Source organism: Pseudomonas stagnisoli (assembly GCF_048595745.1).
GTDB lineage: Bacteria > Pseudomonadota > Gammaproteobacteria > Pseudomonadales > Pseudomonadaceae > Aquipseudomonas > Aquipseudomonas alcaligenes_A.
The window spans coordinates 1,217,612-1,242,239 of sequence record NZ_CP184361.1 but is presented as its reverse complement, the minus strand read 5'-3'; the positions used below and the strand labels follow the sequence as shown (position 1 = coordinate 1,242,239).

Annotated in this window: 24 protein-coding genes; 10 read left to right on the top strand and 14 right to left on the bottom strand. The window is 65.2% G+C overall.

Annotation, left to right across the window (positions count from 1 at the left end):
* Positions 1 to 8: 8 nt before the first annotated feature.
* From ACOAPY_RS05920 to ACOAPY_RS05905, 4 genes are all read right to left on the bottom strand, one after another.
* Positions 9 to 971 carry an ACP S-malonyltransferase gene (locus tag ACOAPY_RS05920; protein WP_465155578.1) on the bottom strand — a complete coding sequence of 321 codons (963 nt, stop codon included), beginning with the start codon at positions 969 to 971 and terminating at the stop codon, positions 9 to 11.
* Positions 946 to 2,295 (bottom strand): hypothetical protein, encoded by a 1,350-nt coding sequence (locus ACOAPY_RS05915; RefSeq protein WP_465155576.1) that lies wholly within the window; start codon positions 2,293 to 2,295, stop codon positions 946 to 948. Before ACOAPY_RS05915 ends, ACOAPY_RS05920 begins: the two co-directional genes overlap by 26 nt.
* Positions 2,296 to 2,345: 50 nt before the next feature.
* Positions 2,346 to 3,167 carry an outer membrane lipoprotein-sorting protein gene (locus tag ACOAPY_RS05910; protein WP_465155574.1) on the bottom strand — a complete coding sequence of 274 codons (822 nt, stop codon included), beginning with the start codon at positions 3,165 to 3,167 and terminating at the stop codon, positions 2,346 to 2,348.
* 542 nt (positions 3,168 to 3,709) lie between these two features.
* Positions 3,710 to 3,997 carry a hypothetical protein gene (locus tag ACOAPY_RS05905; RefSeq protein WP_465155572.1) on the bottom strand — a complete coding sequence of 96 codons (288 nt, stop codon included), beginning with the start codon at positions 3,995 to 3,997 and terminating at the stop codon, positions 3,710 to 3,712.
* Between the two features lie 343 nt (positions 3,998 to 4,340).
* Between ACOAPY_RS05905 and ACOAPY_RS05900 the strand changes: the two genes are divergently transcribed.
* Positions 4,341 to 4,547: a hypothetical protein gene (locus ACOAPY_RS05900; RefSeq protein WP_021702294.1), complete on the top strand. Its 207-nt coding sequence runs from the start codon at positions 4,341 to 4,343 to the stop codon at positions 4,545 to 4,547.
* Between the two features lie 63 nt (positions 4,548 to 4,610).
* On the opposite strand, the gene ACOAPY_RS05895 is transcribed toward ACOAPY_RS05900, so the two are convergent.
* Entirely contained in the window at positions 4,611 to 5,198 is a 588-nt protein-coding gene (locus ACOAPY_RS05895; protein WP_076580734.1) for a YajG family lipoprotein, read from the bottom strand.
* 159 nt (positions 5,199 to 5,357) lie between these two features.
* Here ACOAPY_RS05895 and ACOAPY_RS05890 point away from each other — a divergent pair, with 159 nt between their 5' ends.
* On the top strand, positions 5,358 to 5,591 hold the full coding sequence (locus ACOAPY_RS05890) for a hypothetical protein (protein ID WP_465155570.1): 234 nt from the start codon (positions 5,358 to 5,360) through the stop codon (positions 5,589 to 5,591).
* A gap of 52 nt (positions 5,592 to 5,643) precedes the next feature.
* On the opposite strand, the gene mqo is transcribed toward ACOAPY_RS05890, so the two are convergent.
* The 4 genes from mqo to ACOAPY_RS05870 all read right to left on the bottom strand — a co-directional run bounded on the left by mqo (position 5,644) and on the right by ACOAPY_RS05870 (position 8,907).
* The gene (mqo, locus tag ACOAPY_RS05885; protein WP_465155568.1) at positions 5,644 to 7,128 is read right to left on the bottom strand and encodes a malate dehydrogenase (quinone); all 1,485 of its coding nucleotides are present in this window, start codon (positions 7,126 to 7,128) and stop codon (positions 5,644 to 5,646) included.
* Between the two features lie 369 nt (positions 7,129 to 7,497).
* Complete coding sequence (locus ACOAPY_RS05880; RefSeq protein WP_076580728.1) at positions 7,498 to 7,785, bottom strand: PA4642 family protein; 288 nt, start codon at positions 7,783 to 7,785, stop codon at positions 7,498 to 7,500.
* 87 nt (positions 7,786 to 7,872) lie between these two features.
* Positions 7,873 to 8,349, bottom strand: a complete 477-nt coding sequence (locus tag ACOAPY_RS05875; RefSeq protein ID WP_465155565.1) for a WbuC family cupin fold metalloprotein — start codon at positions 8,347 to 8,349, stop codon at positions 7,873 to 7,875.
* Positions 8,350 to 8,907 carry a hypoxanthine-guanine phosphoribosyltransferase gene (locus ACOAPY_RS05870; RefSeq protein ID WP_076427911.1) on the bottom strand — a complete coding sequence of 186 codons (558 nt, stop codon included), beginning with the start codon at positions 8,905 to 8,907 and terminating at the stop codon, positions 8,350 to 8,352. It lies immediately after the preceding gene.
* A gap of 199 nt (positions 8,908 to 9,106) precedes the next feature.
* On the opposite strand from ACOAPY_RS05870, the gene upp reads away from it, so the two are divergent.
* The 5 genes from upp to ACOAPY_RS05845 all read left to right on the top strand — a co-directional run bounded on the left by upp (position 9,107) and on the right by ACOAPY_RS05845 (position 14,428).
* A complete protein-coding gene (gene upp, locus ACOAPY_RS05865) occupies positions 9,107 to 9,745 on the top strand; it encodes a uracil phosphoribosyltransferase (RefSeq protein ID WP_465155563.1) in 639 nt (212 codons plus the stop codon).
* A 2-nt stretch (positions 9,746 to 9,747) separates the two neighbouring features.
* A complete protein-coding gene (locus ACOAPY_RS05860) occupies positions 9,748 to 11,010 on the top strand; it encodes a uracil-xanthine permease family protein (RefSeq protein WP_465155561.1) in 1,263 nt (420 codons plus the stop codon).
* Between the two features lie 143 nt (positions 11,011 to 11,153).
* Positions 11,154 to 12,629 (top strand): flavin-containing monooxygenase, encoded by a 1,476-nt coding sequence (locus ACOAPY_RS05855; protein WP_465155559.1) that lies wholly within the window; start codon positions 11,154 to 11,156, stop codon positions 12,627 to 12,629.
* A gap of 160 nt (positions 12,630 to 12,789) precedes the next feature.
* Positions 12,790 to 13,224 carry an acyl-CoA thioesterase gene (locus ACOAPY_RS05850; RefSeq protein WP_465155557.1) on the top strand — a complete coding sequence of 145 codons (435 nt, stop codon included), beginning with the start codon at positions 12,790 to 12,792 and terminating at the stop codon, positions 13,222 to 13,224.
* A 19-nt stretch (positions 13,225 to 13,243) separates the two neighbouring features.
* Entirely contained in the window at positions 13,244 to 14,428 is a 1,185-nt protein-coding gene (locus ACOAPY_RS05845; RefSeq protein ID WP_465155555.1) for an acetyl-CoA C-acyltransferase, read from the top strand.
* Between the two features lie 81 nt (positions 14,429 to 14,509).
* On the opposite strand, the gene ACOAPY_RS05840 is transcribed toward ACOAPY_RS05845, so the two are convergent.
* Positions 14,510 to 15,412 (bottom strand): LysR family transcriptional regulator, encoded by a 903-nt coding sequence (locus tag ACOAPY_RS05840; RefSeq protein ID WP_465155553.1) that lies wholly within the window; start codon positions 15,410 to 15,412, stop codon positions 14,510 to 14,512.
* 103 nt (positions 15,413 to 15,515) lie between these two features.
* Between ACOAPY_RS05840 and ACOAPY_RS05835 the strand changes: the two genes are divergently transcribed.
* Both ACOAPY_RS05835 and ACOAPY_RS05830 read left to right on the top strand, forming a co-directional pair.
* Complete coding sequence (locus tag ACOAPY_RS05835; protein ID WP_465155551.1) at positions 15,516 to 17,033, top strand: NADH-quinone oxidoreductase subunit L; 1,518 nt, start codon at positions 15,516 to 15,518, stop codon at positions 17,031 to 17,033.
* Positions 17,030 to 19,477 carry a YbcC family protein gene (locus tag ACOAPY_RS05830; RefSeq protein WP_465155549.1) on the top strand — a complete coding sequence of 816 codons (2,448 nt, stop codon included), beginning with the start codon at positions 17,030 to 17,032 and terminating at the stop codon, positions 19,475 to 19,477. Before ACOAPY_RS05835 ends, ACOAPY_RS05830 begins: the two co-directional genes overlap by 4 nt.
* A gap of 62 nt (positions 19,478 to 19,539) precedes the next feature.
* Here the strand turns inward: ACOAPY_RS05830 and cysD are convergent, their stop codons facing one another.
* Positions 19,540 to 20,475, bottom strand: a complete 936-nt coding sequence (cysD, locus tag ACOAPY_RS05825; protein ID WP_330098398.1) for a sulfate adenylyltransferase subunit CysD — start codon at positions 20,473 to 20,475, stop codon at positions 19,540 to 19,542.
* Positions 20,472 to 21,356 carry a DUF6671 family protein gene (locus ACOAPY_RS05820; protein ID WP_465155547.1) on the bottom strand — a complete coding sequence of 295 codons (885 nt, stop codon included), beginning with the start codon at positions 21,354 to 21,356 and terminating at the stop codon, positions 20,472 to 20,474. Before ACOAPY_RS05820 ends, cysD begins: the two co-directional genes overlap by 4 nt.
* Positions 21,357 to 21,424: 68 nt before the next feature.
* Between ACOAPY_RS05820 and ACOAPY_RS05815 the strand changes: the two genes are divergently transcribed.
* Complete coding sequence (locus ACOAPY_RS05815; protein ID WP_076427931.1) at positions 21,425 to 22,348, top strand: LysR family transcriptional regulator; 924 nt, start codon at positions 21,425 to 21,427, stop codon at positions 22,346 to 22,348.
* Between the two features lie 86 nt (positions 22,349 to 22,434).
* Here ACOAPY_RS05815 and ACOAPY_RS05810 read toward each other — a convergent pair whose 3' ends face one another.
* Positions 22,435 to 23,379, bottom strand: a complete 945-nt coding sequence (locus tag ACOAPY_RS05810) for an L-threonylcarbamoyladenylate synthase (protein WP_465155545.1) — start codon at positions 23,377 to 23,379, stop codon at positions 22,435 to 22,437.
* 96 nt (positions 23,380 to 23,475) lie between these two features.
* Positions 23,476 to 24,552 carry an ACR3 family arsenite efflux transporter gene (arsB, locus tag ACOAPY_RS05805; RefSeq protein ID WP_465155543.1) on the bottom strand — a complete coding sequence of 359 codons (1,077 nt, stop codon included), beginning with the start codon at positions 24,550 to 24,552 and terminating at the stop codon, positions 23,476 to 23,478.
* Positions 24,553 to 24,628: the final 76 nt, after the last annotated feature.

The following is a 24,628-nucleotide window of genomic DNA, read 5'->3' as shown; positions in this document are numbered from 1 at the left end:
CCGGCGCCTCAGTCGGCCAGCGCCGCTTGCGGCGCCAGGTGGTCGGAGACATGGCCTACCGGCGGCAGCGGCTGCAGCTCGGTGAAATCCTGCAACAGGCGCCCCAGCACTTTTTTCGGACCGACCTCAAGGAAACCACCCACGCCACTGGCAACTAGGGCCTGCATGGTTTCGCGCCAACACACGGTGGAATATAGGTTGACCACCAGATCCTGGCGAATCTGCTCGATATCGCTGACGGCGGCTGCCGCCTGGTTGGTGAACAGTGGCAGCTGGGGTGCGGCGAACTGCAAGCCGTCGATGACCGCCTGGAAATCCTCGCGCCCGGGCAGCATCAGTGCGCTGTGCCAGGCGCCGTTGACCGGCAACTTGACCTGCTCGAAGCCGGCCCGCAACAGCGCCGGCAGCAGCTCCTTGAGCGCCGCCTTGCTGCCGGAGATCACCTGCTGGCGCGGCGAGTTGTCATTGGCCACGGTGATGGCATCGCCCAGTTCATGGGCGGCGATCAGCTCGGCGATGACATCGCGGCCGACGCCCTTGATGGCGTACATGGCCCCGTCTGTCTGCTCGGCCAGTGCCTGCATGATGCGCCCGCGAGCAGCCACGGCGCGGAACACATCCTCCATGCCCAGCACACCGGCCGCGAACAGCGCGGAGAACTCACCGACACTGTGCCCGGCCAGCGCCACCACATCCGGCTCGCCGCGCTCGCGCAGGGCGACCAGGCTGGCGATGTTCACGCAGGTGACCGCCACCTGCTGATACTGGGTCTTGTCCAATTTGGGCATCGGCCCTTTGCTGCACAGGCGGCGCAGGTCGAAACCGGCGATGTCGCTGGCACAGTCCCAGACCCGCGCGGTGGCGGGCGATTGGTCGCAGACCGCCTCGCCCATGCCGATATGCTGGGTACCCTGCCCCGGAAACAGCAGGGCCACACCCGCCTTGTCACCAGATTGCTCGAAAGCCTGCATAACCCACCCCGCTGTTTCCCAACCGACCGAATTCACTGTTATCCGGACCGTCCAGATAACCGCCGCCTAAATAGACTTCAAAGTTGCGCGTCAACTGCGAGGACAGGTGCAGGTTGAGGGCAAAGCTGCGATCTTCGATGTTGTAGATCGTCGAACTTTCCCAAGACCACCTACGCAACTCCGCCTCGTTATCATCCAGATGCAACATCAGGTAATTACGGCCCGGCAGCAGATCGCGCCGCGCCATGTTGTCGGCTTCCTGAGCAAACAACAGTTGATAATCCCTGAACAGATCCACCGAGGTTGCCTGATAAGCCCCCTCCAGCAACTCCAGCGTATCGAAGTAGTTATCCCAATCGCGCTGATGCCAACCCTGATCCTGAAACAGGTACTCCACGGAGATTGCCGTATTGTTATCCGTGGTGTAGCGCAGACCGGCACCGAACTGATAGAAACGCTGCCGATCCTGTTCCTTGAAAAAATCATCCTCGGTCGGCAACTGCCAGGCCTGCAATTTATTCAGTGCTGCTTCATCAAACTTGCGGACCTGACTCTTTTCATTCACCGACCATTCGACACTGAGAATCCAGTCGTCATTGATGAAACCGCTGGCACCCAGACCGAAGGCATAACTTTCACCACCAACCATTACCAGCCGCGGATTGAAGTCCTCGAACACCGCCGTGGTATACGACAGGTAATAGCGCTCTGCCGAATTGGTGCGCTGCGAAGTGTTCCACTCCGCCACCCGTGGCTTATGCGACGGATTGGCCAGTTGCGGTAATACCGCCAATTCCAGTGTGCCGGCCTGATTGAACCAGGACATCTGCGCGAGCAGGGCGCCTTCGCGATAGGTGTCGCGCCAGGACACCCCCAATGCATTGATTACACCGCGCTCGGAGTAATTACTTGGTGCCTGTAGAAAGTCCAACGGACTGACAAAAAAGAACTGACCGTTGCGTATATCCTTCTTGCCAATATCGATAAAAACAGACTCATGCGGCGTCAGCGATACATAGGCCTCGCGCACAAAGCCACGCATGTCGTGACCTTCAGACTGCTGGGCACTGCCGCTCTCACCGAACGTCCGCAGATGCTCGCCAAACAGGTTGAAATGCAGCTTGGCCGCCTCGCCGGCGCAGTCACCATTCACCTCGCCGTAGGCCGCTGCCGAACTCATGGCACGGGTGAATTCACCCTCCGGGTTCAGCTGTGCTTCCCGCGTCACAGAGCGTCCCGCTTCGCTCCCAGCAAAGCCTGCAAGGCTGCATGACGGCTCCGCGCCGGCCGGCCTGACCAGCAGAGCCAGACAAATCCAGGCCAATAGAACGCCCCTGCGTCTCATCGCAACAACCACCCTTCCCTGCCAGAGAGTCAACGCAGACGCAGCAAGTATTCTTTCTGGAAGTAGGCCTCCGGCACGGCCTCCAGGCGCACGTCGGAGTACAACATGCGGGTGTACTGTTCTTTCTTCAGGCTATCTTCGATATAGATCTCATGCGGCCGCTCAACCCCCAGGGCCGGTTTGTAATCTCGGTACCAGGCACGCTTGATCAACTTGTCATTGGTGGCGAGAAACTCGGCCTTGAAGGGGCGATAATTTTCCGCATCTACCCAATAAATTATTTTCGGGTAGGTGACGTAAGGCCAACGCCGCTGTAATTCCAGACGATAGCACTTGCGCCCGTCACATTCTTCGGTGGCCGCCAACTTGGAGATATAGGAAAGATCGAAATCCGTGGCGACGACATCGCCATTGGAAACTTGCCCCACCAGGCGCTGCTGGCGCGAAATGGGAATTGGCCGGCGCAACTTAGGCTCGTAATACCAGAGCTTGTCGAATATCGACAACAGCGATTTGCCCTTTTCACTGGGCGGATCAACGAAGCGCACCAATGCGCGCGCATCGCCCTCCTGTCCGGCCTCCGCCTTGTAGAAACGCATGGCCACATCGAAACTTTGCCGGGCAACTTCATCATCGCCCTTCATTTCCACCAGCGTCAGCGCATAACGAAAAGGTTCAGCCGGCGCACGAATACGATCGGCGCGCCGAATGATATCCACGGCCTGTGCATCTTCGACAATTTCCGGAGAGGCATTTGAAGTTTGCGTGGACTGCTGAGCAGCCGCCAGCATTGGCGGCACCGATAAGTACCAACCTATAATCGCAAACAAGGAAATAATGCCGTGCCGCATCCATTCATCCCCCGCAACGCCAATAGACCAAAGCCCGGACACTGCAGAACTTATTATTGTTTTGGCGGCGACTTCCTGACGACCGCTTATGGTTCAGCCTCAAAGCTGGCCGAATCCTATTTTTAGCCAACCATTAATGTCAACACGGCATTCCGTGAACTATTTCTGTAATGAATAGCAAAAAGCCATATTCGACGAATGAAATATCAACTTATATCGACGCCACGTCTAATTAGAACAAGAGTTCTAATTTGCCTATTAGGCCACCCTGTAATACGACCAGGCAGTCACGGCAAAAGCCTATGCGCGCCTCAGGCACGGCGGTCATCGCTGAAAGCGGGGCGCCATCAGCGATACGGCCAGGAGGTAATTTAGTGCACCCTATGTCGCACCACTCGAAATGGCAGCCAAGTGGCAGGCCTGCGCCGAGCGGAGGAATGTCGGGCAGCGAGCTGCGACGAAAAGTCGAGAAAAGAGGATGACCGGGCAGTTTTCTGTCGCGATCTGCGCAGACCTCGGTGACTACCGAGGCCTGCAAGGACTTACAGGCGGGTGCTGAACCAGGACAGCAGCAGCGCGGCACTCAGGGTAGCGCCGCCGAAGAGGTAGAAGAACCGGTTGATACGCAGGGTCGGCTCGTCCAGCAGCGAGGCCTCCTCGCCGATCTCTTCCAGTTCACTTTCACCGGCCAGACGAGCGTAGGCACGCAGCTCGCGCAGACGGGTCGCCAGTAGCAGCCAGCTGCCAGCCACGGCAAAGAACAGAGCCAGACCGTTGACCACTTGCCCGGGATAGCTCGAGAACAGGGACCAGAAGTACTGCAGGGACACGCGAATCACCTCGACAGCCAGGGTTGTGCACCACCAACAGGAAAAGACCAGCACCGAAAACAGGCAGCAGTCACTGCGACGCCTTACCCTGCGGTTAACGCCATTCGTCGGCGCACCAAAAGCAGGCAACGCAACGCTTCAGTTGAGCCCAAGGCCCTTCGTTGCGGGGCGGCAGTCTACTGAAAAGCGCTCGGTTATAAATTCCGTTTCCGACGAACGAGCCGAGTTATCACCAATACATCTAAAAACGGTCATTTTCCTGGCCTAGGGTTTGATTCTCCTTTTAGTGACTCAAAAGTCACTGCCGTGACGGAGCGACATTCACAACAGCGGAGGAACCGCCATGCTCAACCCGCAACCTGTAGACCGCGACTATCTGATCGACTCGCTGGAGGAGGTGGAAGCTCTGGTAGACGAACTCTCCTTCAACGTACAAGACCACCACTGGCTGGTGTACTGCGCACTGGGCGGCCATGAACACTATGACCTGCCGGACATCGACGAACGCACCGGTTTCAGCCTGCCCGAACTCTATGCCGAAGCGGCCTGAATCCAGCGCGCGCCACGCATAAAAAAGCCCGGCACTGGCCGGGCTTTTTCATGGCGAGTGGAGTTACTGCTGGCCGAGCAGCTGGCCAATGGTCGGGTCCTTGAAGGCACGGGTCAGGGCATCACTGAGCACATCGCTGACCAGCTTGGTATTGGTCTCCTGATTCGGCGCCATGCCGAAGCGCTGATTCAGCGAGGCACCATAGCGGCCGCTGTAGCGACGGTTGCTGTTCTGCACATCGGCACGGAAGGTGGCACTGATGTCGGCCTCGGTGACATACATGCCTTCCTTAGGCGATTGGTACTTGAGGTCCGCCAGGGTCAGGGTCAGCTGCGGCGCGTTGTAGGCGTTCGGGCTTGGGGTGAAGCCGAGCAGGCGCACCGCCGCCTCGGCCTCGGCCTGCAGGCGCGGCAGAATGTCCTGGCCCTGTACGCTGATGTTGCTGGTCTCCGGATATAGGCCACCACGGGTACCGAGTACCGGCGACTGGCGACCGTCCACCACCCGCACCACCACCGGCTGGCCCTGGCCAACGGCCACCAGCGGCGCGTTGAGCTTCGGCTGCGGACGCAGTTGCTGCGGGCTGTGGGCGCAACCAACGAGGCTGGCGCCGAGTACGGCTAGCAGACCGAACAGCAGGTGTTTCTTCATGAGCGATCTCCAGAAAAGAAGGCAACGGAAAATGGCCGGCAGTATACCCAGCGGCCTGCCGACTGTCTTTCCGACCGCTGTGGCGCCAGGCAGGTTCCTGTCATCGCGCTGTCACCGCCCCGTGCGATAACACTGGCGCACCTGTGGAGGAATGTATCGATGATGAGTCTCTGGTCCCTGCTGACCCCGCGCGCACGGATGCGTCGCTACGCCCTGCTGGATGCCATGGGCACCTGCCGCGCCTTGCGCGAGGCCCGCGAGCTGCCCGGCGAAGTAGGCTGGGTGGAAGTGCACGAACTGCGCAACCAGTGGCTGGGCCAGACCTTGCCGCTGGAGGCCATGGTGGCGCCGCGGCACATCGGCAAGCGACCGCGCCCCGCCCTGGCGGCCTGAACGCCAGGCATGAAAAAGCCGCCCGAGGGCGGCTTTGCTGTCTGCGGACCTGTCAGGCCAGCTGCAGCGCCTTGCTGGTCTGCTCGGCGACTTCGCGATACAGCGCGGCATCCTCTTCCAGCACCTTTTCGCGGGCCGGGAAGATCTCCTTGAGCTTGGCCGCCCACTCGCCCTTGGCCTTGTCGGCGAAGCAGCGCTCAATCAGGTTGAGCATGATCGAAACAGTCACCGAAGCACCCGGCGAAGCGCCCAGCAGCGCGGCGATGGAGCCGTCCTCGGCCGCCACCAGTTCGGTACCGAACTGCAGGATGCCGCCCTTCTTGGCGTCCTTCTTGATGATCTGCACGCGCTGACCGGCAATCTCCAGGCGCCAGTCGGCCGGGTTCAGGTTCGGGTAGAACTTGCGCAGGGCGTCCAGGCGCTGTTCCGGCGACTGCAGCACTTCCTTGATCAGGTAGCGGGTCAGGTCAAAGTTGTCGCGCGCCACGGCCAGCATCGGGCCGATGTTGCTCGGACGTACCGACAGCGGCAGGTCGAGGAACGAGCCGTACTTGAGGAACTTGGTGGTGAAGCCGGCGTAGGGGCCGAACAGCAGCGAGGTCTTGCCATCCACCACACGGGTGTCCAGGTGCGGCACGGACATGGGCGGCGCGCCCACTTCGGCCTGGCTGTAGACCTTGGCCTGGTGCTGCTTGACCACTTCCGGGTTGTCGCAACGCAGCCACTGGCCGCTGACCGGGAAGCCGCCGAAACCCTTGCCTTCCGGAATGCCGGACATCTGCAGCAGCGGCAGCGCACCGCCACCGGCGCCGAGGAAGACGAAGCGCGCGTGGATCTCGCGCTGCTCGCCGCTCTTGGTGTTCTTCACCTGCGCGGTCCAGCCCTGGGCGCTGCGCGACAGGTCGGTGACCTTCTGGCTGTAACTGATGGTGATGCCGCCCTGGGTGGACAGGAACTGCAGCAACTGGTTGGTCAGGGCGCCGAAGTTGACGTCGGTACCGTTGCGGGAACGGGTGGCGGCGATGCGCTCGCTGGCATCGCGGCCAGCCATCATCAGCGGAATCCACTCGGCCATCACAGCCCTGTCTTCGGTGTACTCCATGCCTTCGAAGGCATGGTGCTGCTTGAGCAGCTCATGACGCTTCTTGAGGAAGCCGACATCCTTCTCACCACGGACAAAGCTCAGGTGCGGCACCGGATTGATGAAGTTGCGCGGCGAGCCAAAGCCTTCCTTGCCGGCCAGGTGCGACCAGAACTGCTTGGAGACCTCGAACTGGGCGTTGATCTGCACGGCCTTCTTGATGTCGATCGAGCCGTCCGCCGCCTGCGGCGTGTAGTTCAACTCGCAGAGGCCGGCGTGGCCGGTACCCGCGTTGTTCCACGGGTTGGAGCTCTCGATGGCGCCCGAAGAACGCAGCTCGGCGATCTCCAGCTTGAGGCTCGGGTCCAGTTCCTTGAGCAGCACCGCCAGGGTGGCGCTCATGATGCCGGCGCCGACCAGCAGCACATCCACAGTTTCGTGATTGACTTGCGTCATTAACGCTTCTCCAAGATCTGCAGTACCAAACCGCTGACATCGGCCTTTTGAGCCGCGCATCGGCGTCTAATCACTGACAGCCAGACGGGTGTCTGGAGCTTCGGAGGGCTGGCGCCGTGGCCGATGATTTGGCCTGACAGACACCGAGCTACCTCGTCCGGCACGTTTCGCCTGTGGGCAATCCGTGCGTTCAATTCTTCAATTCGTCGCGGCGGCGAAGCCACCCTGCACAGGCCTCAAGCCCTGCGCGCCGAGGCCTGCAGGGCACTCGGGCGGGAAGTTTTCGGCGCGCACAATACCACTAATGCCGCTGATTCAGTCGCAAAAAATGCACCAACCCCGTCGGACGGTCACTTTTTCTACGACGTGTCAGGCTTTCGCCGCTTTTACCGCTTCAATATAGGGTTCGGCCAGGCGCTGGTCCTGAATCAGAGCGATGAAATCGTTGCCCTTGGCGTCCTTGGCGTCCAGGTCGTAGCCGGCGTCCTTGAAGAAGGTCAGGAACTTCTCGAAATCGTCGATGCGCAGGCTGCGGTAGGCCTTGACCAGCTTGTGCAGAGACGGCGGCGTATCGTCGGCGGGCTCAACGCCCAGGAAGAGACGGATCGAATCGTCGCTGATCTCTTCGCCAATCACCTGTTTCTTGTCTTTACGCATCACGCACTCCAGCTCGTAGCGGACTTACACGGGGCCGGCAGTTTACCTGCGCCCAGTGCGACGCTCAACGCGACTAAAGGTGCCTGTTCAGGCGGCGAAGTGCGACTTCATCCAGACCAGGTAGTCAGCCGCGCCGGCTTCGCCCTCGCGCGGCGCCCAGGCGGCCTGTTCGGCCTCGACCAGCGGCCGGTAGGGCCCGGCCTTGCATTCGAAGAGGATGCTGTCCGGCTGCAGTACCACCAGGGCATGGAACTGGCCGGGCGACAGATCGACACCGAGGCAGTCGCCGCCGGCCTCGAGCAGGCGGACCTGCTCAAGGGCGCCGTCCTCGCCGAACAGCAACAGGCCAATGCGGCCCTGCAGCACCAGCAGGGTTTCGGCCTTGCCGGCGCACAGGTGGCGATGGGGAGGAATGTAGGTATCGGGCTGCAGCCCCACCGCCAGGCGGTGGCAGGGCTCGCTCATCTCGTGCAGGTTGTGGTGGGCACGCCGGCGCGGGCTCTGCCCCGCCTTGCCCGCCAGCTCGGCGAACAAAGCGCGGTCGAGAAAGGCCGGCGCGCGCACTTACAGGCCTTTTACCGCGTAGATACCGGCGGCGTTGCGCCAGTAGCCCTTGTAGTCCATGCCGTAACCGAAGATGAAGCGATCTTCGCAGGACAGGCCGACGTAATCGGCCTTGAGGTCCGGACGGGCTTTGCGGTCGTGGTCCTTGTCGATCAGCACGGCGGTGTGCACGGCGCTGGCGCCGGCGTGCTTGCAGAACTCGATGATGGCCGACAGGGTGTGACCCTCGTCGAGGATGTCATCGATGATCAGCACTTCGCGGTCGATGAAGGAAATTTCCGGCTTGGCCTTCCAGAACAGTTCACCGCCGGTGGTTTCGCTGCGGTAGCGGGTGGCGTGCAGGTAAGAAAGCTCCAGCGGGAAATTCAGCTTGGGCAGCAGTTTGCCGGCGAAGATCAGGCCGCCGTTCATCACGCAGAACACCACCGGGTTGCGTTCGGCCATCTCGGCGCAGATGGCGGCGCCGACCTGCTCGATGGCGGCCTCGACCTGGGCCTCGGTGAACAGGCAATCGGCTTCGGCCATGACTTGGCGGATGTGGGCGAGATCGGCGGACATGGCGTGCTCCGGAAAAGGGGATCGATGGTCTGGTCAAAAAATGGCCGGCAAAGGTACTCAGATGGACGCGTCAGGGCAAGTCCGGCGGCAGATTTTCTGACCAATCAAACAGCTAAACCGTTAAACTGCGCGGTTTATGGCCGGCATTACCAGTGCTTTACTCTAGCCAGAATTTTCTTCCCCCTCCGGAGACCCCCGCATGCCCATCCGTGAGATCCGCCACCCGCTGATCCGCCACAAGATCGGTCTGATGCGTCGCGCCGACATCAGCACCAAGAACTTTCGCGAACTGGCCCAGGAGGTGGGCGCCCTGCTGACCTACGAGGCCACCAACGACCTGCCGCTGGAGAGCTACGAGATCCAGGGCTGGGCCGGACCGGTGCAGGTGGAGAAGATCGCCGGCAAAAAGATCACCGTGGTGCCCATCCTGCGTGCCGGCATCGGCATGCTCGACGGCGTGCTCAGCCTGGTGCCGGGCGCCAAGGTCAGCGCGGTGGGCATCGCGCGCAACGAAGAGACCCTGCAGGCGCACACCTACCTGGAAAAACTGGCGCCGGAAATCGACGAGCGCCTGGCGCTGATCGTCGACCCGATGCTGGCCACCGGCGGCTCGCTGGTCGCGACCATCGACCTGCTGAAAAAGGCTGGCTGCAAGGAAATCCGCGCCATGGTGCTGGTCGCCGCGCCAGAGGGCATCCAGAAGGTCGAGGACGCGCACCCGGACGTGATCATCTACACCGCCTCCATCGACCAGTGCCTGAACGAGCACGGCTACATCATTCCCGGCCTCGGTGATGCCGGCGACAAGATTTTCGGCACCAAGCAGAAGGACGCCTGAGCATGAGCGAGTACAACGACCCGCTGCCGCGGCAGATCCTCTCCGGCGCGCAGATGCTGTTCGTCGCCTTCGGCGCCCTGGTGCTGATGCCGCTGATCACCGGCATGGACCCCAACGTGGCGCTGTTCACCGCCGGCATCGGTACCCTGCTGTTCCAGCTGGCTACGGGCCGCCAGGTCCCGGTGTTCCTCGCGTCCTCCTTCGCCTTTATCGCGCCGATCATCGCCGCCAAAGGTGAGTTCGGCATGCCGGCGGTGCTCGGCGGCGTGGTTGCCGCCGGCTTCGTCTACACCTTCCTCGGCCTGGCCGTAAAGCTGAAAGGCCCAGGTTTCATCGACCGCGTGCTGCCGCCAGTGGTGATCGGCCCGGTGGTGATCTCCATCGGCCTGGCGCTGTCGCCGGTGGCGGTGAACATGGCCATGGGCAAGACCGGTGACGGCGCCGCCGAGCTGGTGCCCTACCAGACCGCCATGATCATCTCCATGTCTGCCCTGGTAACCACCGTGCTGGTGGCCGTGCTGGGCCGCGGCCTGTTCCGCCTGGTGCCGATCCTCGCCGGTATCGCCGTGGGCTGCCTCCTCTCGGTGGCCTTCGGGGTGATCGATACCAGCGCCATTGCCGCCGCGCCCTGGCTGGCGGTGCCGAACTTCATGGCCCCCGAGTTCCACCTCGGCGCCATCCTGTACATGCTGCCGGTAGCGCTGGCACCGGCCATCGAGCACATCGGCGGGGTAATAGCCGTCGGCACCGTCACCGGCAAGGACTTCGTGCGCAAGCCCGGTCTGCATCGCACCCTGCTGGGCGACGGCCTGGCCACCTCGGCCGCCGGCCTGTTCGGCGGCCCGCCCAACACCACCTACGCCGAAGTGACCGGCGCGGTGATGCTGACCAAGAGCTTCAACCCCAAGGTGATGACCTGGGCGGCAATCTTCGCTATTGCCCTGGCCTTCATCGGCAAGTTCGGCGCGGCGCTGCAGGCCATTCCGGTGCCGGTGATGGGCGGCATCCTCTGCCTGCTGTTCGGCTCCATTGCGGTGGTCGGCCTGAATACCCTGATCCGCCACCAGGTGGACTTGTCCGAGGCGCGCAACCTGGTGATCGTCTCGGTAACCCTGGTGTTCGGCATCGGCGGCATGGTGATTGGCGGCAAGGCCTTTGCCCTCTCCGGCATCTCCCTGTGCGCCATCAGCGCCCTGGCGCTGAACCTGCTGTTGCCGGGCGGCAACGCGTGGCGCAGACACCCACCGATCGATCCCGAGATCTGATCGCCCAAGGCCCCGCTCGCGGGGCCTTTTTCATGGCACGGTGGTCGCCAGTTTGGCGCATTCGCCCTCGCCATGGCTCCCACAGGTAAGGCATCCGGTGCCATGCTGGCAGACCTGCTGCCGCCATGCCCCGAGGAGCCCGCATGTCCATCGAAGACCTGGATGTCCTGATCGTTGGCGCCGGCCTGTCCGGCATCGGCGCCGCCTGCCACCTCAGGCGCGAGTGCCCGAACAAGCGCCTGGCCATTCTCGAAAGCCGTGCCGCCTTGGGTGGCACCTGGGACCTGTTCCGCTACCCCGGCATCCGCTCCGACTCGGACATGTACACCCTCGGCTACAGCTTCCGCCCCTGGACCGATCCGCAGGCCATCGCCGACGGCCCGTCGATCCGCCGCTACATCGAGGACACCGCCCGCGAGCATGGCGTCGACAGCCTGATCCGCTACCGCCACCGGGCGCTGCGCGCCGAATGGGACAGCGCCCAGGCCCTGTGGACCCTGCAGGTGCAACGCGGCGATGAGGCCGAAACGGTGCAGCTGCGCTGCCGCATGCTGGTGCTGTGCACCGGCTACTACCGCTACGAGGCCGGTTACACGCCGGACTTCCCAGGCCGCGAACGCTTTACCGGCACCTTCATTCACCCGCAGCACTGGCCGCAGGACTTCGCCCCCGACGGCCGGCGCATCCTGGTGATCGGCAGTGGCGCCACCGCCGTGACCCTGGTGCCGGCGCTGGTCGACCAGGGGGCCCAGGTGACACTGCTGCAACGCTCGCCGAGCTACGTGATCAACCTGCCACAGCACGACCGCCTGCTGGCAGCGCTGCGTCGGTTGCTGCCGGCGACCTGGGTGTACCGTCTGGCGCGCACGCGCAACGTGGCGCTGCAGATGTTCTTCTACAACCTGGCGCGGGCCTACCCGGGCCTGGTGCGGCGCCTGCTGCTCGGCCTGATGCGCCGCCAGCTTGGCGAGGGCTACGACATGCGCCACTTCAGCCCGCGCTACAACCCCTGGGACCAGCGCGTCTGCGCGGTTCCCGATGGCGACCTGTTCGCCGCCCTGCGCCAGGGACACGCCGAGGTGGTCACCGACGAGATCGAGACCTTTACCGAGAGCGGCGTACGGCTGCGCTCGGGACGCGAACTGGCGGCCGACACCATCGTCAGCGCCACCGGGCTGGAGCTGCAGCTGTTCGGCGGCCTGCAACTGGTGGTCGACGGCCGCCCCTTCGTCGCCGCCGAGAGCATGGGCTATCGCGGCCTGATGCTGCGCGACCTGCCCAACGCGGTGATGATCCTCGGCTACACCAACGCCAGCTGGACGCTCAAAGCCGACCTCTCCAGCCAGTACCTGTGCCGCCTGATCCGCCACATGGATGCCCACGGTCAGCGCCAGGTAACGCCGCGCCAGCACGGTACGGTGGGTAAGGCGCCGTTCCTCGACCTCAAGTCCGGCTATATCCAGCGCGCCGCCCACCTGCTGCCCAGCCAGGGCGACCGCATGCCGTGGAAGGTCTACCAGAACTACCTGCTGGACCTGATCCTGCTGCGCCACGGCCGCCTCGAGGATGGCTGCCTGGAGTTTTCCTCACCCGAGACAAGGCCCGAGGGACACGCCTAGGCCCGTGCCCGAGCGCCGGGTGACCGGCGCGCCGCACGTTCATCCACCTCGGACAGCGACCCCGTGCGCAGGCCAATAACCTGCAATACAGGCGGCTAATCAAGGTATCCGCCACCCGCGCTACCTTTTAGGGTGAACCGCACGAGCACGAGGACCACGCATGAGTAAGCCGCAGCACCGGCGCAGCGACTACGCCCATTTCCAGGCGATCACGCCGCGCTGGCAGGACAACGATCTGTACGGGCACATCCACCACGTTGCCTGCCAGAGCCATTTCGACACGGCAGTGAACACCTACCTGATCGAAGAGGGTGGCCTGGATATCCACGCGGGCGACCTGATCGGCTTCGTGGTCAGCGCATCCTGCGACTACTTCGCCGCCATCACCTTTCCCGAACGCCTCGAGGTCGGGCTGAAGGTCGGCAAGCTGGGCACCCACTCGGTGCAATTCGAGCTAGCCCTGTTCAAAGCGGGTGAGGACGAAGCCTGCGCCGCAGGACGCCTGGTGCAGATCTTCCTCCAGCGCGCCGGTAATCAACCGGCGACCATCCCCGATCAACTGCGTGCGGCGCTCAGCCGCCTGCTGCGCCACTAACCCTGAAGAGGAACCCGCCATGCAAGACGCCGTCATCGTTTCCACTGCCCGCACGCCGATAGCCAAGGCCTTCCGTGGTGCCTTCAACGACCTCAAGTCGCCATCGATGTCGGCCATCGCCCTGCGCGCCGCCGTCGAGCGTGCCGGCATCGAGCCGGGCGAGATCGAGGACGTGGTGATGGGCACTGCCATGCAGGGCGGCACCGCCTCCACCAACCTCGGTCGCCTGGCGCTGCTGGCCGCCGGCCTGCCGCTGTCGGTCAGCGGCCAGACCATCGACCGCCAGTGCGCCTCCGGCCTGATGGCCATCTCCATCGCCGCCAAGCAGATCATGGTCGACGGCATGGCCGTCACGGTCGGCGCCGGCCAGGAGCAGATCAGCCTGGTGCAGAACACCCATATGAAGTGGACCGCTGCCGAAGCCGACGCCAACGTCATCAAGATGGCCGAGCACGCCTATATGCCGATGCTGCAGACCGCCGAGCTGGTGGCCAAGCGCTACAACATCAGCCGCGAAGCGCAGGACGCCTACTCCCTGCAGTCGCAGCAGCGCACCGCCGCCGCCCAGGCCGCCGGCCTATTCGCCAATGAAATCGTCCCGGTCACCGCGCGCAAGAAACTGGTGGATAAAGAGACCGGCGCGGTCAGCTTCGAGGAAGTCACCTTGAGCCTGGACGAAGGCAACCGCCCGCAAACCGTGCTGGACGACCTGACCAAGCTCAAGCCGGTGATCGAGGGCGGCTGCATCACCGCCGGCAACGCCAGCCAGCTGTCCGACGGCGCCAGCGCCTGCGTACTGATGAGCGGCGCCCTGGCCGCCCAGCGCGGTATCCAGCCGCTGGGCCTGTATCGCGGCATCGCCGTGGCCGGCCTGGCCCCGGAAGAGATGGGCATCGGCCCGGTGTTCGCCGTACCCAAGCTGCTCAAGCAGCACGGCCTCACCGTCGACGACATCGGCCTGTGGGAGCTCAACGAGGCCTTCGCCTGCCAGGTGCTGTACAGCGCGCAGAAGCTCGGCATCGACCCGGCCAAGCTCAACGTCAACGGCGGCGCCATCGCCATCGGCCACCCCTACGGCATGAGCGGCGCGCGCATGGTCGGTCATGCCCTGCTGGAAGGTAAGCGCCGTGGCGTGAAGTACGTGGTGATCACCATGTGCGTCGGCGGCGGCATGGGTGCGGCGGGGCTGTTCGAAGTGCTCTAGATGGCGCTGAACGCGGGGGCGGAAGCCCTTTCTCCCCCGCTTGCCATGACGCCCGGTGTCGAACCGACCACACCGCGTCGCTCACGCCCCCTGACCGAACGTCTGCGCCGCTAACGGAGGGTCCAGCAGCTCATCCAGGATGCCCAGCCTGAACTGGCGCTGCAGCGTGATGGCGTAGAACTGCTCGGCGATATCCGGTACCTCGGCATACAGCTGCAGGGCGCCGCTGCGCAGCTCATCCTGCACCACCACGGCCGGCAACAGGGCCAGGTCGCCAGAGTCGCGCGCCAGCAGACGCAGCATGGCCATGTCGTCCACCTCGGCACAGATGATCGGGCTCAGGCCATGGCTGTGGCAGTAGACCTCGAACTGACTGCGCACATCGCTGCTGCGCCCGGGCACGATCAGGCGTACCTGCTGCAGGTCGCGGCGCAGGTCGAAGGGCCGTGCGTCCGCACGCGGCGGGCCGATCAGGCACACCGCCTGGCGATCCAGCAGGCGGCATTGCCAGGGATGCTGGCTGTCGGCGCTGACCGCACGGTTGGTCAGCACCACGTCCAGCTTGTGCAGGGCCAGGCGTTCCAGCAGTTCGTCCAGGCTGCCGGATTCCAGGGTGATGCGCAGGTCATCACGGCCGAGGAAGGGCCGCAGCAGGTTCTCCTGGAAGTTACGCGACAGCGTGGCCACGGCGCCGATGCGCAGCGTCTGGCTGGCCTGGCGGGCGCTCTGCAGGGTGGTCTGCAGTTCGCTGCCGAGGGCGAAGATGGTCTCGGCGTAGTCCAGCACCAGGCGCCCTGCCTCGGTGAGCTGCAGGCTGCGGCCAGCGCGAATGAACAGTGGGTGCCCGAGCTGTTCTTCGAGCACGCGGATCTGCGTGGACAGGGCCGATTGCGACACATGCAGCGCCTCGGCAGCACGGGTCAGGTTGCCTTCCTTGGCCACGGCCCAGAAGTAATGCAGGTGATGGAAATTCAGCCGGCGCATATTTCGTTCTTCTAAAGTGAACGAACAATTCTTATCTATCTATTTTTAATAGTTCAAGCACTCCATGAGACTAGTGCCATCGCGCCCCCATGGAGATCGCCGCATGTTCAGCCTGTCCTTCCCACTGGTTCAGGGGATGCCCTGGCTCTTCGCCCTGGCGCTGTTGCCGGCGGCGCTGCTGCGCGGGTTCTGGTGGCCGGCGCGCATCGCCGGCGGCCTGGGTCTGGTCCTGGTACTGGGCGCCTGGCTGCAGGCGGCGCTGGACGGCCAGGACAACGACCGCCTGGGGCTGGCCATGCTCGGCCTGGTCGGCCTGCTGGCCTGGGTGATCATCGAGTACTCGCGGCGCTACCTGGAAGGCGAGCCCGGCCAGCGCCGCTATGTACTGGCCCTGCTCGTCACCCTGGCCGCCGTGGCCACCGTGGTGACCAGCAACGACCTGGTCCTGCTGGTGGGCGCCTGGATTCTCTCCAGCCTGAGCCTGCACCAGTTGCTGACCTTCTACCGCGACCGCCCCCAGGCGCTGGTGGTGGCGCACAAGAAATTCCTCGCCAGCCGCCTGGCCGACGCCTGCCTGATCGTCGCCGCGCTGCTGCTGATCCGTGCCAGCGGCGACAGCAACATGACGCTGATCGTCGAGGCAGTTAATGCCCGCCTGCAGGCCAGCGGCCAGCTGGGCTGGGACCTGCAACTGGCCGCCCTGCTGCTGGCTCTGGCGGTGATCCTCAAGTCGGCGCAGCTGCCGGTGCACGGTTGGCTGATCCAGGTGATGGAGGCGCCGACGCCCGTGTCGGCGCTGCTGCATGCCGGGCTGGTCAACCTCGGCGGCTTCCTGGTACTGCGCTTCGCCCCACTGTTCTCCGCCGCCGTGCCGGCACAAAGCCTGCTGGTAGTGGTCGGCGGGCTGACCGCGGTGATCGCCGCGCTGGTGATGATGACGCGCATCAGTATCAAGGTGCGCCTGGCCTGGTCTACCTGCGCGCAGATGGGCCTGATGCTGCTGGAATGCGGCCTGGGACTGTATGAACTGGCGCTGGTACACCTGCTCGCCCACTCGCTGTACAAGGCCCACGCCTTCCTCGCCGCCGGCGAGACCGTGGCCCAGGCGCGGCAGCACGCGCTACAGCCCCAGGCGGCCGTACCCGGTCTCACCGCTCTGCTCCTGGCCCTGTTGCTGGCCAGCCTGAGCCTCGCTCTGCTGCAGGGTCTGTGGGCCTGGCTGCTGCCGACCCAGGCGTTGCCGCTGGCGGCCCTGGCGATCCTCGCCGTCGGCCTGGCGCCCTGGTGCCTGCGCCGCGGCCAGGTGCTCTACGGGCTGGCGATGTTCGCCCTGCTGCTCGGTGCCTACCTGCTGTGGCACCAGGCAGCGGCCTGGATCCTGCAGCAGCCTGGCAGCGCCGCGCCCTGGCCGCTGAGCGTCCTGGCGCTGCTGCTGTTCCTCGGCCTCTACCTGCTGCAGGCGCTGATCCTCGCCCGCCCCCAGGGCGCCCTCGCCCGACGTCTGTATCCGCTGGCGTTCGCCGGGTTCTACCTGGATGAGCACTTCACCCGCCTCACCTTCCGCCTGTGGCCGGTCCGCGCGCCACAGGCCTCGCCCCTTGCCACAGGAGATCGTCCATGACTGCGCTCGAACACTTTCCCGGCCTCGACCGGGACGCCCTGCACGGCGCCGCCCGGCAGGCCTGCGAACGTATCGCGCCGACCTGGCCGCTGGACCGCATGATCGCCGTCAGCCCCCTGTGGGAGCGTCGCGACCAGCCCTGGCAGACCGTCGCCGCGCAACTCTGGCAGCGTGCCGGCAGCCGCCTGAGCCTGGCCGCCGAAGACTACCGGCAAGCCTGGCAGGCCGGTCGGATTGGTGCACGCCACCTGCAACGGGCAGTGTCCGAGCAGGATCAGGCCTGGACAGTCGAGCAGTTGCTCAGCGCCCTGGATGCCGCCCCGGAACACACCAGCGGTCTGCCGCTGCTGGAAGACCTGGCCGAACCGGGCATCGCCCTGCCCGGCTGGCCGACACTGATCACCCAGCAGATCGGCCAGTGCTGCGCCGCCTGGTTCGACCACGAGCAGGCCGACTGGCGCCCGGATGCCGGCGTCGGGCTGTACCAGGCCTGGCGTACCAGCATGCTGGCGGATCGTGGGCTCAGCGTACTCAGCCCACGGCGCGACCTGCGCGCGCGTATCGCCGAGCTGCCGGAGCAACCCGAGGCGGCACTGGAAGCCGCCGTGCGCGACCTGGGACTGACCAGCAAGGACTGGGAACCCTGGTTCGACTGCCTGCTGCTGCGCAGCCTGGGCTGGGCCTCCTGGTGCGCCTACCGGCGCTGGCAGGCACGCCTGCAGGGTAGCGAAGACCACACCCTGCTGGAGCTGCTGTCCATTCGCGCGGCCTGGGAATGGCTGGTGGATGACCGCCAGCGCGACGCGCAGGGCCGCTGGCAGCGTTGGCGCAAGGCCTGGCAGGCCGGCCTGCAACAATCCCCCTCGGCCGCCTGGCAGGCCCTGCAGCTGTGGCAGCGGGCCGATGAGTTGGCCTGGCAGGAACAGCTGCAGCGCCGGCTCGGCCAGGCGCCTGCGGCCACCCCGGCGCAGGTGCCGCTGGCCAAGCTGTTCTTCTGCATCGATGTGCGTTCCGAGCCGCTACGCCGAGCCCTGGAACAGGTCTGTCCGGAACTCGAGACCGGCGGTTTTGCCGGCTTCTTCGGCCTACCCATCGCCTACACGCCGCTGGGCACCACGGCGACCCGCCCGCAGCTGCCGGGCCTGCTGGCGCCGCAGCTGCAGGTCAGCGACAGCAGCGGCGACGCGGCGCAGGACCGGCGCCTGGCACAGGTACGCCAGCAGCGTCTGACGCGCCAGGGCCGCTGGCGCCTGTTCGAGCGTCTGCCGGCCTCCACCTTCAGCCTGGTCGAAAGCATCGGCCTGGGCTATGCCGGCTCCCTGCTCGGGCGCACCAGCGGTTTGCTCGGCGGCACGCCGGAGGCCCACCGCAGTGCCTGGCGCGACGGTGAGTGGCAACGCCTGAGCCCGCAATTGCCGGCCATGAGCCTGGCGCAGAAGACCGAACTGGCCGCGCGCATCCTCCAGGCCATGGGCCTCAACGGCCCGGTGCCCGAACTGCTGGTACTGCTCGGCCATGGCAGCCAGAGTGCCAACAATCCCCAGGCGGCCGGCCTGGATTGTGGCGCCTGCTGCGGGCAGAGCGGCGAGGTCAATGCACGCCTGCTGGCCAGCCTGCTCAACGACACCGAGGTGCGAGCCGAGCTGCGCAGCCGCGGGCATGAGCTGCCGGCACACTGCCAGGTGCTGGCCGGCCTGCACAACACCAGCACCGACGAGGTGCGGATCTTCGGCCAGCAGCATCTGCCGGCCGCCCTGCAGCCCGCCTGGCAGCGCCTGCGCCAGGCCCTCGACCAGGCCGCCGTGCGGGTGCGCCAGGAGCGTGCCGATGCGCTGGGCCTGGCGGCGGCGCGCGAGCAGCCGGGCAAGCTGCTCGATCTGCTGCGCCGGCGGGCCCGCGACTGGGCGCAGACCCGCCCCGAATGGGGCCTGGCTGGCAACGCCGCGTTCATCGCCGCGCCGCGTGCGCGCACCCGTGACGTCGACCTGCAGGGCCGCGCCTTCCTGCACGACTACGACTGGCGCCAGGACAGCGAGGGCAGCGTGCTGGAGCTGATCATGACCGCGCCCATGGTGGTGGCGCACTGGATCAACCTGCAGTACTTCACCTCCACCACCGACAACCTGCGTTTCGGCAGCGGCAACAAGCTGCTGCACAACGTGGTGGGCGGCCATATCGGCGTCTTCGAGGGCAACGGCGGCGATTTGCGCATCGGCCTGGCCCGCCAGTCGCTGCACGACGGCCAGCAGTGGATGCACCGCCCGCTGCGCCTGCACGTGGTCATCGAAGCGCCGCAGGCGATGATCGACCGGGTGATCGAGGCTCACGCCGTGGTCCGCGATCTGGTGCAGCACGGCTGGCTGCACCTGCTGCGCCTGGACGGCCAGCCGGCGCGCCTGGAACGGCGCACCGCCAGCGGCTGGCAAGCCTTGCCGGAGGCCTGAAAACGCCGAGGCCGCGTCCGGATGACGCGGCCTCGGCGCTTCTGGCAGCGGCGTTGAGCGGTTTAGAAGTAGCCCTCGATTTTCTTCTTCTCCATCGAGCCTTCCTGGTCATGGTCGATGACCCGCCCCTGGCGTTCGGACGTGCGGGTCAGCAGCATCTCCTGGATGATCTGCGGCAGCGATTGCGCCTGCGATTCCACCGCACCGGTCAGCGGGTAGCAGCCGAGGGTGCGGAAACGTACCCAGCGGGTCTGGATGCCGGCGCGCTGCTCAGGCGTGAGGTGCTCCAGCAGACGCTCGTCGTCCACGCAGATCAAGGTGCCGTGCAGCTCCACCACCGGACGAGGCGCGGCGCGGTAGAGGTCGACGATCTCGATGTTCTCCAGGTGGATGTACTGCCAGATATCCAGCTCGGTCCAGTTCGACAGCGGAAACACCCGCAGGCTTTCGCCGGCATTGATCCGGGTGTTGTACAGCTGCCACAGCTCGGGGCGCTGCTGCTTGGGGTCCCAGCGCTGGTGCGGGTCGCGGAAGGAACACACGCGCTCCTTGGCCCGCGACTTTTCCTCGTCGCGCCGGGCGCCACCGAAGCAGGCGTCGAAACCGTACTGCGCCAGCGCCTGCTTGAGCGCCTCGGTTTTCATGATGTCGGTGTACTTGGCCGAGCCCACGGAGAACGGCGTGATATTCAGCCGCTCGCCGTCGGGGTTGATGTGTACGCGCATGTCCAGGCCCAGGCGCGCGGCCAGGCGGTCGCGAAACTGGCCCATCTCATGGAATTCCCAGCCAGTGTCGACATGCAGCAGCGGAAACGGCAGCGGCCCGGGAAAGAACGCCTTGCGCGCCAGATGCAGCAACACGGTGGAGTCCTTGCCGATCGAGTAGAACAGGCAGGGATTGCGCATCACCGCCACCACCTCGCGCAGGATATGGATGGCCTCGGCCTCGAGGGCGCGCAGGTGGGTCAGGCGGGGAACGCTGGGGGCGAAGGCATTCATGGGTTGCATTGCTCGCAGTGGCCGGCACTGGCCAGTTGGGTGACGGGACGACGTTCTTCGTGCTGGCAGGCCGGGCAGGCCCAGATGTGCGCCGCAGCCAGCGGCGTGCCCAGGCCACAGTCGGCACACAGCAGGCCGGGCTCGCTGCGCGCCACCGCGTAACCGCGCGCGTCACAGGCCGGGCAGCGACTGGAGAGGCGTTGCGCCAGCTGCACGGCGGCATCGCGAATCACGGCCTGGCGCAGGGGATTGACGTGCGCTCGCATATCCGTCTCCAGCCAGATGCCTGGCTCGCGCGCCAGCAACCATTCCAACTGGCCAAGCAGCCAGTCGCGCTCGCGAATGCCCTTGCGGAACCAGGACTCGCCGGGACGCCCGAGGATCAGCGCGTGCTCGGGAAAACGCGCACGCTGCATGAAGGCCACGGCGGCCTCCAGGCTATCGACCTCGGTCTGGGCGTAATTGGTGGCACCGGAACCGGCCAGGGCAAACACCGGGTACTGCAACTGCGCATCCCACAGGCAGAGGATTTCGTAGTCCCAGGGCGTCCAGCCCAGGTGCGGGTCACGCCCGAAGCTGCCCTCGCTGCCGAGACCAAAACGCACCCCACCCAGCGAGCAGGCCAGCTTGGCCTTGGCCAGCGCCGTGTCATGGGCGCTGGCACTGCGCGGCACCTCGCGGCTGAAGGTGCCGAAGTGGTCGGTGTCATAGCTGCTGATGGGCTCGACGCGGAACCCCTGTGATGCCAGGGCCTCGTCAACCAGACGGGCCTTGTCATGACAGGTCAGGAAGGCGATGCGTTGCGCCTGGGACTGGGCACTGGGAGAAGCGATTGAGGCGAGGGCTGCCGACATGATGATGATCTCTGCGTGGCGCGACACCTCATTCTCGCCAGCAGTTGATATAGTCAAAAATAGATTATCAACAACAAGATCATCGACGTTAAGCAATGCAAAGATCCCGTTTCCATACCCGCCAGACAACCTTTCGCCAATTGGAAACCTTCCTGGCCGTGGCCGAACGCCTGAGCGTCACCGAGGCCGCCCGTGCCCTGCACCTGGCACAACCGTCGGTCTCGACGCAGATCACCAAACTGGAGCAGGCCCTGGGCATGCGCCTGTTCGAACAGCTGGGCAAGCGCCTGCACCTGACCGATGCCGGGCGCGAGGTCCAGGCGGGCGCCCGGGAAATCTTCGATGCGCTCGACCACCTGGAGATGCGCCTGGCCCAGCTCAACGGCCTGACCGCCGGGCAGTTGCGCCTCGGCGCGGTGACCACCGCCAAGTATCTGGTACCGCGCCTGCTCGGCCCCTTCTGCCGGCAATACCCGCAGGTCGAGGTTCAGCTCAACATCGCCAACCGCTCGGAGGTGATCCGTCGTCTGGAGGACAACCGCGACGATCTGTATGTCTTCAGCCAGCCGCCACGGCACCTTGACCTGGAGGCCGTGCCGCTGGCGGACAACCCGCTGGTGGTGATCGCCCCGGCCGGGCACCGCTTCGCTGGCCAGCGTATCGGTTGGGAACAACTGGCGGGCGAAGCCTTTCTCAGCCGCGAACCCGGCTCCGGAACACGGCAGGCCATCGAGGAGCACTTCGCGCAGCACGGCTGGACGCTCAGGCCACAGATGACCATCGAGAGCAACGAGGCGATCAAGGAGTCGGTCGCCGCCGGGCTCGGCATCGCCATCCTGTCGCGGCACACGCTGATCCACACCGCGCCGGGCAACCTGGTGGAACTGGACGTGGAAGGTTTCCCCATTCCCAACCGCTGGTACCTGGTGCGCTGGCGCACCAAGAACCCATCGCCGGCCGCGCAGGCCTTCAGCCGTTTCGCCGAGATGCCGCTGGATACCCCGACGCTGCCGGACTGAAGCGCCCACGCGGCGCTTCGGCCAGGAGCCTCCAAAAGCACAGCGTCATACCCTCGCCCACTCTGCCTGGCCAGTTGAACAGGCCCTCAGTCCAGCCGCTGGCTGGCACGGCTCAGGCGGTCATGCACCGCAGCCCAGGCGTCCTGCAGCGGCGGCAGCTGGATGTACAGGCGCTCCAGGCCCATCGCATCGAGCTGGTAGAGGGCGGCGTAGAGGCGCGCGGCATAGGCCTGCGGATCGGCACCGAGGTCCAGGGCCGGCCCCTGGCTGGGCTGGGCCGCACCACACCAGAGCCAGCCGCAGCGTGGCGAGGCCAAGGCCTCGGCGGGCGCCTGCACGAAGGCCAGGGTGGTGGTGCCGGGAGCGTAGTGACGGTGGTGCTGGCCGGGCGCGCGCACGGCGCCGGCCTTGCCTTCCAGCGGCACGCCCAGCAGCGCCTCCAGTCGGGCCTGGCCGAGCATGCCACGGCGCAGCAGGCGTGGGCTGTCGCCCGGCAACAGGCTGACGATGCTCGACTCCAGGCCTACCTGGCAGGGGCCGCCATCGAGAATCCACAGGTCGCTCTCGGCGAACTGCTGCGCCACGTGCTCGGCGCTGGTCGGGCTGATCGACATGTAGCGGTTGGCCGAGGGTGCCACCAGGCCACCACCGAAAGCCGCCAGCAGCGCCTGCGCGGTCGGGTGCGCCGGCACACGCAGGGCCACGCTGTCCTGCCCGGCGGTAACGGCGCGCGAAACCTCGTCGCGGGCCGGCAGTACCAGGGTGAGTGGCCCCGGCCAGCAGACATCCATCAGCCGCTGCGCAGCCGGCGGCACGTCGGCAGCCCATTGCCCGACCTGCTCGGCGCTCGCCAGGTGCACGATCAGCGGATTGCTGCTCGGCCGCCCCTTGAGGGCAAAGACCTGCTCGACCGCCGCTGGCTGGCAAGCATCGGCAGCCAGGCCGTAAACGGTCTCGGTTGGCATGGCTACCAGGGCGCCGGAACGCAGGCGAGCGGCACATTCATGGACACTGTGACTGATGTAAGGCATATCGGGTTCTGCAAGAAGTCCGGGCAAACGCCAGCGACGATAGCGGGTAACAGCCCCGATTATCCATGACGGCGGGCCATTCCGGCCACGACGACTTCAGACCACTGACGCACCACCTGCCAGCCCGCGCTCATACCAAACCCGGCTGCGGTTGACCATGCGCACCAGGGCCAGCATCACCGGCACCTCGATGAGCACGCCGACGACCGTGGCCAACGCGGCGCCGGAGTCGAAGCCATACAGGACAATCGCCACCGCCACCGCCAGTTCGAAGAAGTTGGAAGCGCCGATCATGGTGGCCGGGCCAGCCACGTCATGCCGCACCCGCAAGCGGCGGCACAGCCAGTAGCCAAGGGCTGCGATGAACAGGGTCTGCAGCAGAATGGGCACGGCCAACAAACCAATCACCAGCGGCTGCTCGACAATCGCCTCGCCCTGGAAGGAAAACAGCAGCACCAGCGTGGCCAGCAGGGCGAGGATGGAAAAGGGCGAGACCCTGTCCAGGGCCGCCTGAAAAACTGCCGCCCCTCTGCTCAGCAGCTGCTTGCGCAGGAACTGGGCGATGGCCAGCGGAATGACGATGTACATGACCACCGACAGCAGCAATGTGTCCCAGGGTACGGGAATCGACGAGACGCCAAGCAGCAACGCCACGATGGGGGCAAAGGCGAATACCATCACCAGGTCGTTGAGCGCCACCTGCGTGAGCGTGAAGTTGGCGTTGCCACTGCACAGGTTGCTCCACACGAACACCATCGCCGTACAGGGCGCCGCGCCCAGCAGGATCAGCCCCGCCATGTAGCTGTCCAACTCAGCGGACGGCAGCCAGTCGGCAAACAGCACCTTGATGAACAGCCAGCCGATCAGGGCCATGGAGAAAGGCTTGATCGCCCAGTTGACCAGCAGGGTGACCGCCATGCCGGCCTTTTGCTGGCGCACCTCATGCAGCGCGGTGAAGTCGATCTTCATCAGCATGGGAATGATCATGACCCAGATGAGCAGACCGACGGGAATGTTGACCTGGGCAACCTCCAGCGCGCCCACGAGGTGGGCTGCCTCTGGCGCGGCCAGGCCAAGCAGGGTGCCGGCCCCGATACACAGCAGAACCCAGAGACTCAGGTAACGCTCGAACACCCCGAGCGGTGCACGGGTCCTCTCTACAGCAGGTTGCATGGCTGACCTCCGCACTCACATATGCTTTACCGAATATATGATAAATAATATATTCAGTTCTTCCTCGCTTTGACAG